Consider the following 14,654-nt stretch of genomic DNA (forward strand, 5'->3'; position numbering starts at 1 on the left):
TGGTGAAATTTGTATAATTAGTGGAGGATAGTGGTGAGATGTGGTAAATTATATATAAGAAGGTGAGGTGATTATAAATGTTCATGGGTGAATACGAGCATCAATTGGATACTAAGGGACGTATGATTGTTCCTTCCAAATTTCGCTATGACCTAAATGAGCGTTTTATAATTACCCGAGGCCTTGATAAATGCTTATTTGGTTACACTTTAGAAGAATGGCAAGTAATTGAAGAGAAAATGAAAACCTTACCAATGACAAAAAAAGATGCGCGTAAATTTATGCGTATGTTCTTTTCAGGCGCTGTCGAAGTAGAATTAGATAAGCAAGGGCGTATTAATATTCCTCAGAATTTGAGAAAGTATGCCAATTTAAGTAAGGAATGTACGGTAATAGGTGTCTCAAATCGCATAGAAATTTGGGATAGAGAAACTTGGAATGATTTTTATGATGAATCAGAAGATAGTTTTGAAGATATTGCCGAAGACTTAATTGACTTTGATTTTTAAATGGAGGCGTTAAATTGTTTCATCATGTCAGCGTTATGCTAGAAGAAACTATAGATTACTTGAATATTAAAGAAGATGGCATATATGTCGACTGTACATTAGGTGGAGCAGGTCATGCCCTCTATTTATTAAATCAAATTGGAGACGAAGGTAGACTTATTGCAATTGATCAAGACACAACAGCACTTGAAAATGCAAAAGAAGTATTGAAAAACCATATACATAAAGTTACCTTCGTTCACAGCAACTTTAGAAAATTAACTGAAATTTTAGATGATTTAAATATTGAAAAAGTAGATGGCATTTATTATGACTTAGGTGTATCTAGCCCCCAATTAGACGTGCCTGAAAGAGGTTTTAGTTATCATAATGATGCGAAATTAGATATGCGTATGGATCAAACACAATCATTATCAGCATATGAAGTAGTGAATGAATGGTCGTTTGAAAAATTAGTTAGGATTTTTCATCGTTATGGTGAAGAAAAATTTTCAAAACAAATTGCAAGACGTATAGAACAAAATAGAGAACAAAAGCCAATTGAAACAACTTTAGAACTTGTAGATGTCATTAAAGAAGGTATCCCAGCTAAAGCAAGAAGAAAAGGTGGGCATCCTGCTAAAAGAATTTTCCAAGCAATTAGGATTGCAGTTAATGATGAATTATCTGCATTTGAAAATTCGTTAGAACAAGCGATTGATCTCGTGAAAGTGGACGGAAGAATATCTGTGATAACATTCCATTCGTTAGAGGATCGGCTATGTAAACAAATGTTTCAAGAATATGAAAAAGGTCCCGAAGTTCCTAGAGGTTTACCTGTCATACCAGAAGCTTATACACCTAAATTGAAGCGAGTTAACCGAAAACCAATCCTTGCTACAGATGAAGATTTAGAAGAAAACAATCGAGCGCGTAGTGCCAAGTTACGTATAGCTGAAATACTAAAATAAGGAGTGATTTTTGAGTGGCAGTAGAGAAAATATACCAACCGTATAGTGGAGCAGAGCAGCATATACCACAAACGCAACCGTCGCCCCATCCCCAGAGTCAACCCCAGACAGTTAAGCGTAAAGTAATTGTCAAGCTAACTAAGTTTGAAAAGATGTTATACATAGGACTTATAACAGTAATTGCTTTAATAAGTATTTATATGCTATCTTTAAAAATGGATGCGTATGAAACTCGAGAAAAAATTGCAGATTTAGATACAAAAATTGAAAAACAATCTAGTGAAAACAGCGCAATAAAATCTGAAATTAAAAAGAACTCCTCATATGAACGCATTTACGATAAGGCAAAAAAAGATGGAATGAGCCTTAAGAACGATAATGTAAAGGTAGTGCGTAATAATGGCGAAGCGAAGAATTAAATTAAAAAAACCGAAGTTTTCAATTAAAAAAAGTAAAATAGGGGCAGTCCTACTCATCCTTGGATTTGGACTGCTCTTTTTTACGTTGGTTTTAAGATACTCGTATATTATGTTGACAGGACACTCTTCTGGTGAAGATTTAATTATGAAAGCGAATGAAAAGTACTTAGTAAATACACAACAACAACCAGAAAGAGGTAAGATTTATGACAGAAATGGCAAAGTCTTAGCTGAAGATGTGGAACGTTATAAAGTTGTGGCAGTTGTAGATGAAAAAGCAAGTGAAGGTAGCGATAAACCTAAGCATGTGACAGACAAAAAAGAAACTGCCAAAAAACTTGCAACTGTGATTGATATGTCAGCAAAAGAAATTGAAAAAAAACTAGATAATAAAAAAGCCTTTCAAGTTGAATTTGGTCAAAAAGGTACAGATTTAACGTATCAAGAGAAAGAAAAAATTGAAAAAATGAACCTTCCTGGTGTGACGTTATATCCAGAAACTGAAAGATTTTATCCTAATGGAAACTTCGCATCTCATTTGATAGGAATTGCACAAAAAGATCCTGATAGTGGAGAATTAAAGGGTGCTTTAGGCGTTGAAAAGATATTTGATAGCTATCTTTCAGGTCAAAAAGGTGCATTATCATATATTCATGATATTTGGGGCTATATTGCACCAAATACCAAAAAAGAAAAAGTACCTAAACGTGGAGATGACGTACATTTAACCCTTGATTCAAACATACAAGTTTTCGTTGAAGAAGCGTTAGATGGCATGGTTGAACATTATAAACCAAAAGATTTGTTTGCCGTAGTTATGGATGCTAAAACTGGAGAAATCTTGGCGTTTAGTCAAAGGCCAACATTCAACCCAGAAACTGGTGAAAATTTTGGTAAAAAATGGGCAAACGATCTATATCAAAACACTTATGAACCAGGATCAACTTTTAAGTCTTATGGACTAGCGGCTGCAATTCAAGAAGGTGAATTTAAACCGGATAAAAAATACACTGCTGAACCTAGAGAAGTTATGGGATCTAAAATATCTGACTGGAATAAAGTAGGTTGGGGAGAAATCTCAATGTCTACTGGTTTCACATATTCTTCAAATACTTTAATGATGCACTTACAAGATTTAGTTGGTTCAGATAAGATGAAAGAATGGTATGAAAAATTTGGTTTTGGTAAATCTACCGATAGCATGTTTGATGGTGAATCTACAGGTGGTATTGCCTGGGATAATGAAGCACAGCAAAAAACATCTTCATTTGGTCAATCTACAACCGTAACACCAGTTCAAATGCTAAGAGCGCAATCAGCTTTTAATAATGAAGGTAAAATGTTGCAACCATGGTTTGTGGATAGCGTGAGCAATCCTGTTACTGATGATACATTTTATAAAGGTAAAAAAGAGTTTGCAGGAAAACCAATTACTAAAGACACTGCTAAGAAAGTTCGTACCGAATTAGATAAAGTTGTAAACAGTGAAGACAGTCACGCTAAAAACTATCAAATTGATGGTTATGACGTAGCCGGTAAAACAGGTACAGCACAAGTTGCTGACTCTGATAATGGTGGTTATGTTCAAGGTGAAAATCCATATTTTGTAAGCTTTATTGGTGACGCACCTAAAGATGATCCAGAAGTAATTGTTTATGCTGGTATGAGTTTAGCACAAAAAAATGATCAAGAAGCCTACGAAATGGGTGTAAGTAAAGCGTTTAAACCTATTATGGAAAATACGTTAAAATACTTAAATGTTGGAGATAAAAATTCTAAAGATAAATCTGATGTGAAGTATAGTAAAGTACCAGATGTTCAAGGTCAAGAGACGCAAAAAGCACAAGATAAGGTGAATAGTAAATCTCTTGATCCAATAGTCATAGGAAGTGGAGATAAAGTGGTAAAACAATCAGTATCACCTGATAAGGAAGTGCTTCCAAATAGTAAGGTACTCCTATTGACAGATGGGGATATAACAATGCCTGACATGACTGGTTGGACAAAAGAAGAAGTAATTGCCTTTGAAACATTGACGCAAACAAAAGTGACTACAAAAGGTAGTGGTTTTGTTTCTAATCAATCTGTTAATAAAGGACAAAAAATTGACAAAAAAGATAAAGTAGAAGTGACGTTATCTGCTGAAGCGATTAATGGTGAATCATCAACCACGTCATCTAAAGAAAAGGAATCATCCAAAGACGATACTGACAAAAATGATGATAACAACTCAGATTCAAGTAGTGACAAACAAAGTGAATAAATAAATTATTTTATTTCTGACGTCAATGGTAAAACATGTTAAAATGTATAATTTGAAATTGATGCGAGGTAGTAATTTAAATGTTTAGTACAAAATATAATTTTGTAGATTTAAAACATAAATACTGCCTCGTTACATATGATTTATAAGTTGCACCTAGCATTAACGACATTAATCCAATTTAATATTAAAGGAGCATAATATGGTTTATTTACTAGCGATCATTGCATTACTAATAACATTTATATTAGTCCCTGTATTGATACCAACACTAAAAAGAATGAAATTCGGACAAAGTATAAGAGAAGAAGGCCCTCAAAGTCATATGAAAAAAACAGGTACACCAACTATGGGTGGGTTAACTTTCCTACTTAGTATTATTATCACTTCAATATTAGCTATTATTTTTATGGATAATGCGAATCCAATTATATTATTATTGTTTGTGACGATTGGTTTTGGGTTAATTGGTTTTATAGATGACTACATCATTGTTGTTAAAAAAAATAATCAAGGTTTAACGAGTAAACAAAAATTTCTTGCTCAAATCGCTATTGCGGTTATTTTCTTCATATTAAGCCAAGTGTTTAATTTAACAGACTTTTCAACTGGCATTCATATTCCATTTACAGGTTTAGAAGTACCTTTATCTATTGCATATGTAATTTTCATTGTATTTTGGCAAGTTGGTTTTTCTAATGCAGTGAATTTAACAGATGGATTAGATGGACTTTCTACAGGGCTTTCCATTATTGGATTTATTATGTATGCATTAATGGCTTATATCCAAGGGGCTAATTCTATTGGTTTGTTTTGTATTATCATGATTTTTGCGTTACTTGGATTCTTACCGTTTAATTTAAATCCTGCAAAGGTATTTATGGGAGATACAGGCAGCTTAGCTTTAGGTGGTATCTTTGCCACGATTTCAATTATGCTAAACCAAGAATTGTCGCTCATTTTTATTGGTTTTGTATTTGTAGCTGAAACATTATCAGTTATGATTCAAGTTACATCATATAAGCTTACAGGGAAAAGAGTTTTCAAAATGTCACCACTACATCACCATTTTGAGTTAGTCGGCTGGAATGAACGAAAAGTTGTTACTGTATTTTGGACAGTTGGTATTATTTCAGGTCTTATTGGCTTATGGATTGGAGTGAATTAAATTGCTGAAATATACAGGTTTAGAAAATAAAGATGTATTAGTAATAGGATTAGCAAAAAGCGGATATGAAGCAGCGAAATTATTACAAAAACTTGGCGCAAATGTCGTTGTCAACGACGGCAAGGATTTAAGTCGAGATGCACATGCAATTGATTTAGAAAATATGGGTGTCAAAGTTGTTGGTGGGGAGCACCCATTTTCTTTACTTGATAATGATCCACTCATTTTTAAAAACCCTGGCATACCCTATACTGTTCCGTTGATTCAAGAAGCGGAACGCCGAGGACTACAAATACTTACTGAAGTGGAATTAAGTTATTTAGTTTCAAAAGCACCTATTATTGGTGTGACAGGTACAAATGGAAAAACAACGGTAACTTCATTAATTGGAGATATGTTTAAAAAAAGTAGAATTACTGGTAAATTATCTGGCAATATAGGTTATGTTGCTTCAAAAGTGGCACAAGAAGTAGATGAAGAGGATTACCTTATAACTGAATTATCTTCATTTCAATTACTAGGGATTGATAAATATAAACCACATATCTCAATTATTACAAATATTTATTCGGCACATTTGGATTATCATGAAAATTTAGAGAATTATCAAAATGCCAAAAAACAAATATATAAAAATCAAACAGAAGATGATTACTTAATATGTAATTATCATCAACGCCATTTGATTGAATCTGAGTCTTTAACAGCAAAAGTATATTATTTTTCAACACAGCAAGAGGTTGATGGTATCTACGTAAAAGATGATTATATTACATTTAAAGGTTTCCGACTTATTCATAAAGATGACTTAGTACTACCTGGTGAACACAATTTAGAAAACATACTTGCTGCCGTGTTAGCTGCATTATTAGCAGGTATTTCTGTAAGAGCAATTATAGATAGTTTGTCAACATTTTCAGGCATAGAACATAGGCTTCAATATGTAGGATCAAATAAAACTAATAAGTACTACAATGACTCTAAGGCTACTAATACTTTAGCAACTCAATTTGCGCTTAATTCATTTAAACAACCTATTATTTGGTTGTGTGGCGGTTTAGACAGAGGAAATGGATTTGATGAATTGATTCCATATATGAATAACGTCAGAGTGATGGTAACTTTTGGTGAAACACAAGATAAATTTGTGAAATTAGGCGAGAATCAAGGCAAATATGTAATAAAGGCTACTGATGTAGAAGATGCAGTCGATAAAGTACAATCAATTATTGAGCCTAATGACGTTGTGTTATTATCGCCAGCTTGTGCAAGTTGGGATCAATACAATACATTCGAAGAGCGCGGGAATAAGTTTATTAAGAGTTTCCAAGCGCATTTACCTTCACTTTAAAGGTTGTGAAATAAATGTCAGATAAAGTTAGTGAATTTGATTCTGAATATTTAAAAGAGAAACGTGCAAAGCGACGTAAAAAACAAAAACAAATCCAATACGCGATTTTCGGTATTTTGTTATTTATTATTTTGCTGATTCTTATTTATATGTTCACACCATTAAGTAAAATCAACACAGTGACCATTGAAGGTAATGATAATGTATCTAAAACTTCTATTAAAAAAGCTATCAATGTGAAAGATGATTCAAGAATGTATACCTATAGTACTTCAACAGCTGTTAAGAATTTAAAAAAGAATAAATTAATAAAACATGCAGAAGTGACTAAAGTATTACCGAATAAGTTGAATGTTAAAGTGACAGAAAGTCAAATTGTTGGTTTAGTTAAAAAGAAAGATGATTATGTACCCATTCTTGAAGATGGCACAGAGTTAGAAAATTATGAAGAAAGTAATGTAACAGATGACGGTCCCGTACTAGAAGGATTCAAAAAAGAGAAAAAAGAAAAAATGATACAAGAATTATCAAAAATGCCTGCAAAAGTTCGAGGTATGATTGCAGAAGTGCAATATGATCCACAAGAAAATTTACAAAATCAAATCAAATTATTTACGACAGATGAGATTCAAATTGTAGGTAATTTAAATACTATTGCCAATAAGATGAAGTATTATCCTCAAATGTCACAATCATTAGAACGTGATGAATCAGGAAGTTTAAAAAAATCAGGTTACATTGATTTGTCAGTTGGCGCTTCTTTCATTCCTTATAGTGGTGGAAGTACGACTAAATCAACAAGTGATCAAAATGTTGATAAAGGAAATACAGAGGAAGATAAAGCTAAAGACGAGTTACAAAGTGCATTAAATAAGATAAATAAAGAATCAGACAAAAATAATTAAAAAATTTAGACAAATACATGTGTTTATAGTTCACAAGCGTCAAAACGTATTGTAAACTGTTAATAGTGTGAACATGAATAAGTAATTGTCAGGAGGTGCCTATCTATGGAAGAGCATTATTATGTAAGTATAGATATCGGTTCGTCAAGTGTTAAAGCGATAGTGGGCGAAAAATTTCACAATGGAATAAATGTGATAGGTACAGGACAGACCTACACAAGTGGTATAAAAAATGGTCTTATTGATGATTTCGACATCGCAAAACAAGCGGTTAAAGATACAATCAAAAAAGCCTCTATTGCATCAGGCGTCGATGTTAAAGAAGTGTTTTTAAAACTTCCAATTATCGGTACTGAGGTATTTGATGAATCAAATGAAATTGAATTTTATGAAGATACTGAACTAGATGGTACACACATTGAAAGTGTACTGGAAGGTATACGTGAAAAAAATGATGTACCCGAAACAGAAATAATAAACGCTTTCCCAATTAAATTTGTTGTAGATGGCGAAAATGAAGTGTCAGATCCTAAAGAACTCATTGCTAGACACAGTTTGAAAGTAGAAGCTGGTGTCATTGCAATTCAAAAATCAATCTTAATAAACATGATTAAATGTGTAGAATCTTGTGGTGTAGACGTGTTAGATGTTTATTCTGATGCATATAACTATGGATCAGTACTTTCAGCAACGGAGAAAGAACTTGGCGCATGCATCATTGATATAGGTGAAGATATAACACAATTAGCATTTTACGAAAGAGGAGAGCTCGTAGATGCTGATGCTATAGAAATGGCTGGTAGAGATATAACAGAAGATATTGCAAAAGGTTTAAATACATCATATGAAACGGCTGAAAAAATTAAACATCAATATGGTCACGCTTTCTTTGATTCAGCGTCTGATCATGATGTATTCACTATTGACCAAGTAAATAGTGAAGAAGAAGCGCAATTTACTCAAAAAGATTTAGCAGATGTAATAGAAGCACGTGTGGAAGATATATTCTTTAATGTGTTTGATGTATTACAAGAGTTAGGTCTTACAAAGGTAAATGGAGGTTTCGTTGTAACTGGTGGTTCAGCTAATTTACTAGGCGTTAAAGAATTGCTTCAAGATATGGTAAGTGAAAAAGTAAGAATTCATACACCATCACAAATGGGCATAAGAAAACCAGAGTTTTCTTCAGCGATTTCAACGATTTCTAGTAGCATTACTTTCGACGAATTACTAGATTATGTTACAATTAATAATCATGACAGTGAAGAATTTGAAGAAGAAGTCATAGAATCAAATGATCGAGAAAATAGTACGAAGTCAAGCGGATTTGATTGGTTCAAAAAGAAATCAAACAAACAAGAAGAGCCACATACATCAACTTCTGATATAGAAGAACCAGAAGCGTCTGAGGCATACGAACATGAAGACAACATAGAACAAGAACATGAAGAAGAAAGTAAACCTCAAGACAAAGAAGAAAGTAAGTTCAAGAAACTTATGAAATCTCTATTCGATTGATTGGCCACTAAAACTAGGAGGAAATTTAAATGTTAGAATTTGAACAAGGATTTAATCATTTAGCGACGTTAAAAGTCATCGGTGTAGGGGGCGGCGGAAATAACGCTGTTAACCGAATGATTGATCATGGTATGAATAATGTTGAATTTATTTCCATCAATACGGATGGACAAGCTTTAAACTTATCTAAAGCTGAGTCTAAAATCCAAATTGGTGAAAAATTAACGCGTGGTTTAGGCGCTGGTGCAAACCCTGAAATAGGTAAAAAAGCTGCCGAAGAATCGCGTGAGCAAATTGAAGATGCCATCCAAGGTGCGGATATGGTGTTCGTAACAGCAGGTATGGGTGGCGGTACTGGTACAGGTGCTGCGCCAGTTGTAGCGAAAATCGCAAAAGAAATGGGAGCGTTAACAGTTGGTGTTGTTACGCGTCCATTTGGATTTGAAGGCCGTAAACGTCAAACACAAGCAGCTGCTGGTGTAGAATCAATGAAAGCTGCTGTTGACACATTAATCGTAATTCCTAATGACCGTTTATTAGATATTGTTGATAAGTCTACACCAATGATGGAAGCATTTAAAGAAGCTGACAATGTATTACGTCAAGGTGTTCAAGGTATTTCAGATTTAATCGCTGTTTCAGGTGAAGTTAACCTTGACTTTGCAGACGTTAAAACAATTATGTCTAACCAAGGTTCTGCGTTAATGGGTATCGGTGTGTCTTCTGGCGAAAACCGTGCAGTAGAAGCTGCTAAAAAAGCTATTTCTTCACCATTATTAGAAACTTCTATTGTGGGTGCACAAGGTGTGTTAATGAACATTACTGGTGGAGAATCACTATCATTATTCGAAGCACAGGAAGCAGCAGATATTGTACAAGATGCAGCAGACGAAGATGTTAATATGATTTTCGGTACTGTAATTAATCCAGAATTACAAGATGAAATTGTGGTAACAGTAATTGCTACTGGATTTGAAGATAAACCATCATCTCAAGGTCGCAAAGCATCAAATACTGGATTCGGCAATAGTGCATCATCTGGAAGTACAACTGCAAAAGAAGATTCATTCTCTTCTAGTGCATCACAATCTACAGATAGTGCAAATGAAGGTAGAACACATACTACAAATGAAGATGATATTCCTAGCTTTATTAGAAATCGTGAAGAAAGACGTTCTAGAAGAACTAGACGTTAATCTCGAATGAACTTCTTCTTCTGTTAGTTTTTCATAATAATTAATATTAATTAAGACAACATAAAACATATAGATGTCATCAGGTCCAAAGATCTGATGACTTTTTTGAATTTAGAAATTGGCATATAATTAGATGTGAAATAATTCGTTATGGACAAAATGTAGTTTCCAATTATTTAGAATCTCCCAATGACTTTAGATAGTTTGTAAATGTTGAATAGCTGGAGGTTTATGACATGCAAGAGAAATTTATCAAAGATCGTCATATTTTAAAATATGATGACAATCAATTAAACAATGTGAAATTGGGTATAACAACAAGAGAAGATGGATTTAGTAATTACCCGAAAAATGCATTTAACATGGCAAGATATATTAATGATGATCAAGATAATGTTACAAAGCATCAAATGTTACTTGCTTCTGTAATTCAGTTTCCCACAAATCAATGGGTTTTTCCGATTCAAACACATGAAAATAAAGTGGTTGAAATTACTAGCAAAGATAAGGGTACAAATATTGATAGACTTTCTAATGCGTTACATGGTATAGATGGTATGTATACATTTGAAAAAGATATTTTATTAACCATGTGTTATGCAGATTGTGTACCAATTTATTTTTACAGCGAAAAGCATGATTTTATTGGTTTGGCTCATGCGGGTTGGCGTGGTACAGTAGGACAAATTGGCAACCAAATGTTAAAACATATACCATTTGATTTTAATGATTTAAAAGTTGTTATAGGACCAGCAACAGCAAATTCATATGAAATTAATGATGATATTAAAAGTAAATTTGAGCGCTTACCTATAGATTCACATCAATATATTGAGACGAGAGCAGAAAACCGTCACGGTATAGACTTAAAAAAAGCAAATGCTATGTTGCTAGCGTATGGTGGCGTTCCCCAAAATAATATTTATATAACAGATTATGCTACTTCAGAAGATTTAACTTTATTCTTTTCATATAGAGTAGAGAAAGGTAATACTGGTCGTATGTTAGCTTATATTGGTCAATAACTAAGAGGTGTATAAAAATTGGATGTACAGCAAAGTTTAACGCAAATAAATAATCAATTGGACATACATTGTAAAAAAGGAAATATTACAACAGTCCCACACGTGATAGCAGTGACAAAATATGTTACAATAGAGCGAGCTAATGATGCTTACCAAGCAGGTATTAGACACTTTGGTGAAAATCGTTTAGAAGGTTTTCAACAAAAAAAAGCAGCTTTACCAGACGATGTAGTCATGCATTTTATCGGTTCTTTACAAACAAGAAAAGTTAAAGAAGTAATCAATGATATCGACTATTTTCACGCTTTAGATCGTCTGAAATTAGCAAAAGAGATTAATAAAAGAGCTGAACATAAAGTGAAATGTTTTGTTCAAGTAAATGTTTCTGGAGAAACGTCAAAACAAGGCATCGCTTTAGATGAAGTAGATACGTTTATTAAAGATTTAGAGCAATATGAAAACATAGAAATTACTGGTCTTATGACAATGGCACCATATACGGACGATGAACCGTACATTAAAGATTTATTCAAATCATTAAGAGCAAAAAGAGATGAAATTAAAGCGCTCAATTTAAATTATGCACCATGCACAGAGTTATCGATGGGAATGAGTAATGATTACCATTTAGCAGCTGAAGAAGGTGCGTCATTTGTGAGAATTGGGACTAAACTTGTAGGAAAAGAGGAGTGAGCCCCGTGGCTTTAAAAGATTTATTTAGTGGTTTTTTCGTAGTTGAAGAGGAAGACGATGATTTAAAAGCGCCACCCGAAGAAGAACAAGATAGACAACAAGCACAGTCTCAAACAAATTATAATAATCAACAAACTGAAAATACAGAAAGACAACGTATACAGTCCGTACCCAAAAAACAACCAACAAGATTACAACAATCAACAGGGGAAAGGAAGTATCAAATGAATAACAGTGCACCTAAAAATAATACTAGGAACGTTGTGAACATGAATAATCAAGAACAAAATAATTATGGATTTACGCAAGAAAGTTCTAAAATGTGTTTATTTGAGCCACGCGTCTTTTCAGATACTCAAGATATTGCGGATGAATTAAAAAATCGCAGAGCAACTTTAGTAAACTTACAACGTATTGATAAAGTGTCTGCAAAAAGAATTATCGATTTTCTAAGCGGTACCGTTTATGCAATTGGTGGAGACATTCAACGTGTAGGTTCTGATATATTCTTATGTACGCCAGATAATGTTGAAGTCGCAGGAAGCATAACGGACCAAATTGAAAATATGGAATACCAAGGTGAATAGAGGTAAACATTCATGGATATAGGTTTATTAGCAAATATATTTCAATTTATTTTATTCTTGGTCAAAATTTATTACTTTGGGATGATTGTGTATTTCTTTATGTCATGGCTTCCAGGTGCACGGGAAAATAAATTCGGTCGATTTTTATCAAAATTGTATGAGCCGTTTTTAGAACCATTCCGTAAAATTATTCCGCCCATTGGCATGATTGATATTTCTTCAATTGTTGCAATAATTGTACTTGTATTATTCCAAACTGGCTTGGCAAATATTTTTAGTTTGATTTTAAGAAATTTAGTGTAAGTTTTGTACGGAGAATAAATAATAATTGAATAAAGTTTAAAATAAATGTTAAGCACCTAACGTTAAAAACGAGAGGTGCTTTAACTTATATTTGGAGTGAAATCACATCGATATTTATCAACATTTTAGAAAAGAAGAGCATGAATTAATCGATCAACTTATCGATAAGTGTTATCGTGCCAATGAGCAATTTGCGCCTGTGTTAACTTCTTTTTTAGATCCCAGAGGCCAATATATATTAAATGTTATAGTTGGTAGTTTTCAAGATTTAGAAGTTACATTTTATGGAGGACCATTTGCTGAGAGACAAAGAGCTATCATAGCACCAGATTACTTTCAACCTGAAGTGGAAGATTTTGAAATCATTCTTTTTGAAATTGATTATCCTCAAAAATTTGTCACACTTCAACATCAACATGTACTGGGTACAATCATGTCATTAGGTATCGAAAGAGACCAATTAGGTGACATTGTGGTAGATGAAAGTATACAATTTACTTTGACAAAGCAATTAGAATCATATATTATATTGGAATTAAATAAAATTAAAGGCGCTACAGTTAAACTAAATGCGATACCAATAAAAGATATGATACAATCAAAAGAGAACTGGCACTCATTTGAGACAACCGTATCTGGTTTACGTTTAGATGTCGTTCTAAAAGAAATGATTCGTAAATCGCGTTCTATTAGCAAACAGTTAATTGAAAAGAAACGTGTTAAAGTTAACCATACGATCATTGATTCTGCTGATTTCCAACTGGACAAAGGTGACTTACTGTCTATTCAAGGATACGGAAGAGCAATGGTTGTTGATATCGGTGGAAAAACAAAAAAAGATAAAACACGAATTTCCTACAAAACTTTATTTAAATAAGTTATACTTATAAAGTGTAAAACAACCGAATTTTAACGACTAAAATTAGCATTGATACTATATAAAATAAATTTTATTTCTGATATTTAATGAAATAACAAAATAGTGTATGATAAAAGGAGGATAATGACGCATGGCTTTTACACCAAGTGAAATAAAAAACAAATCATTTACTCGTGTTAAAACGGGTTTTGAACCAACTGAAGTTGAAAGTTATCTAGAACAACTCAGTAATGAAATTGAACGTTTAAAAGAAGATAAAGCACAATTAGAAAAAGTTGTTGAAGATAAAGAAACGAATATTCAATCTTATAAAGATGTGCATCAATCAGTGAGCGATGCATTAGTTCAAGCGAAACAAGCTGGAGAAGAAACGAAAGCAGCAGCAAATAAAGATGCAGAGGCAACAATTGCAAAAGCGAAAAGTGAAGCAGATCGTATTGTCAATGATGCAGTTGAAAAAGCTCGTCGACTTTCTTTCCAAACAGAAGATATGAAACGTCAGTCTAAAATATTTAGATCTCGTTTCCGTATGTTAGTAGAAGCACAGTTAGATTTACTCAAAAATGATGATTGGGATTATTTATTGAATTATGACCTTGATTCTGAACAAGTAACGCAAGAGAACATTAATCATTTAAATGAAAATGAATTAACTGAAGAAGAAAAAGCGATGAAAGCAAAAGCTGAAGCAGATAGTGCAGCAGAAGCGGATGCAGAAGCAACAGATAATGAGAATAAACAATAAACAACAGACGCGTAAGAAACAGTCGATATATTCAAGCGAGTTAGGGATAGTGCGAGCCTAATATATATTTGTTTCTTATATCACTGTCGTTTTAATTGAATAACATGCAATGAGAGAACTCTAAGTTGAGTTAATCAGGGTG

General features: G+C 33.1%; 15 protein-coding genes. All 15 read left to right on the forward strand.

Annotated features, from left to right (window positions below; all coding sequences use genetic code 11):
• Positions 1–77: 77 nt before the first annotated feature.
• The 15 genes from mraZ (at position 78) to KA873_RS04665 (ending at position 14,512) form a co-directional block, all read left to right on the forward strand.
• A complete protein-coding gene (mraZ, locus tag KA873_RS04595; RefSeq protein ID WP_046208714.1) occupies positions 78–509 on the forward strand; it encodes a division/cell wall cluster transcriptional repressor MraZ in 432 nt (143 codons plus the stop codon).
• A gap of 14 nt (positions 510–523) precedes the next feature.
• Positions 524–1,459, forward strand: a complete 936-nt coding sequence (gene rsmH, locus KA873_RS04600; RefSeq protein ID WP_107504522.1) for a 16S rRNA (cytosine(1402)-N(4))-methyltransferase RsmH — start codon at positions 524–526, stop codon at positions 1,457–1,459.
• 14 nt (positions 1,460–1,473) lie between these two features.
• Positions 1,474–1,878, forward strand: a complete 405-nt coding sequence (gene ftsL / locus KA873_RS04605; RefSeq protein ID WP_019469309.1) for a cell division protein FtsL — start codon at positions 1,474–1,476, stop codon at positions 1,876–1,878.
• The gene (locus KA873_RS04610; RefSeq protein ID WP_107504521.1) at positions 1,859–4,141 is read left to right on the forward strand and encodes a penicillin-binding protein; all 2,283 of its coding nucleotides are present in this window, start codon (positions 1,859–1,861) and stop codon (positions 4,139–4,141) included. The genes ftsL and KA873_RS04610 overlap by 20 nt, the downstream gene beginning before the upstream one ends.
• A gap of 202 nt (positions 4,142–4,343) precedes the next feature.
• Entirely contained in the window at positions 4,344–5,309 is a 966-nt protein-coding gene (mraY, locus tag KA873_RS04615) for a phospho-N-acetylmuramoyl-pentapeptide-transferase (RefSeq protein ID WP_107383714.1), read from the forward strand.
• A gap of 1 nt (position 5,310) precedes the next feature.
• On the forward strand, positions 5,311–6,660 hold the full coding sequence (gene murD, locus KA873_RS04620; protein WP_107383715.1) for a UDP-N-acetylmuramoyl-L-alanine--D-glutamate ligase: 1,350 nt from the start codon (positions 5,311–5,313) through the stop codon (positions 6,658–6,660).
• Between the two features lie 14 nt (positions 6,661–6,674).
• The gene (locus tag KA873_RS04625; RefSeq protein WP_107383716.1) at positions 6,675–7,565 is read left to right on the forward strand and encodes a cell division protein FtsQ/DivIB; all 891 of its coding nucleotides are present in this window, start codon (positions 6,675–6,677) and stop codon (positions 7,563–7,565) included.
• A gap of 105 nt (positions 7,566–7,670) precedes the next feature.
• Positions 7,671–9,083: a cell division protein FtsA gene (gene ftsA / locus KA873_RS04630; RefSeq protein WP_107383717.1), complete on the forward strand. Its 1,413-nt coding sequence runs from the start codon at positions 7,671–7,673 to the stop codon at positions 9,081–9,083.
• 29 nt (positions 9,084–9,112) lie between these two features.
• On the forward strand, positions 9,113–10,279 hold the full coding sequence (ftsZ, locus tag KA873_RS04635) for a cell division protein FtsZ (protein WP_019469315.1): 1,167 nt from the start codon (positions 9,113–9,115) through the stop codon (positions 10,277–10,279).
• 236 nt (positions 10,280–10,515) lie between these two features.
• Positions 10,516–11,304, forward strand: a complete 789-nt coding sequence (gene pgeF / locus KA873_RS04640) for a peptidoglycan editing factor PgeF (protein ID WP_107504520.1) — start codon at positions 10,516–10,518, stop codon at positions 11,302–11,304.
• 18 nt (positions 11,305–11,322) lie between these two features.
• Entirely contained in the window at positions 11,323–11,997 is a 675-nt protein-coding gene (locus KA873_RS04645) for a YggS family pyridoxal phosphate-dependent enzyme (protein WP_107383719.1), read from the forward strand.
• Positions 11,998–12,002: 5 nt separating this feature from the next.
• A complete protein-coding gene (locus tag KA873_RS04650; protein ID WP_107383720.1) occupies positions 12,003–12,584 on the forward strand; it encodes a cell division protein SepF in 582 nt (193 codons plus the stop codon).
• Positions 12,585–12,596: 12 nt separating this feature from the next.
• Positions 12,597–12,887, forward strand: a complete 291-nt coding sequence (locus KA873_RS04655; protein WP_107385915.1) for a YggT family protein — start codon at positions 12,597–12,599, stop codon at positions 12,885–12,887.
• A gap of 106 nt (positions 12,888–12,993) precedes the next feature.
• Entirely contained in the window at positions 12,994–13,764 is a 771-nt protein-coding gene (locus KA873_RS04660; protein ID WP_107383722.1) for a YlmH family RNA-binding protein, read from the forward strand.
• Between the two features lie 133 nt (positions 13,765–13,897).
• Complete coding sequence (locus tag KA873_RS04665) at positions 13,898–14,512, forward strand: DivIVA domain-containing protein (RefSeq protein ID WP_107383723.1); 615 nt, start codon at positions 13,898–13,900, stop codon at positions 14,510–14,512.
• Positions 14,513–14,654 lie beyond the last annotated feature (142 nt).

This window comes from Staphylococcus sp. GDY8P45P (genome assembly GCF_017892745.1).
GTDB classification, from domain to species: domain Bacteria; phylum Bacillota; class Bacilli; order Staphylococcales; family Staphylococcaceae; genus Staphylococcus; species Staphylococcus cohnii.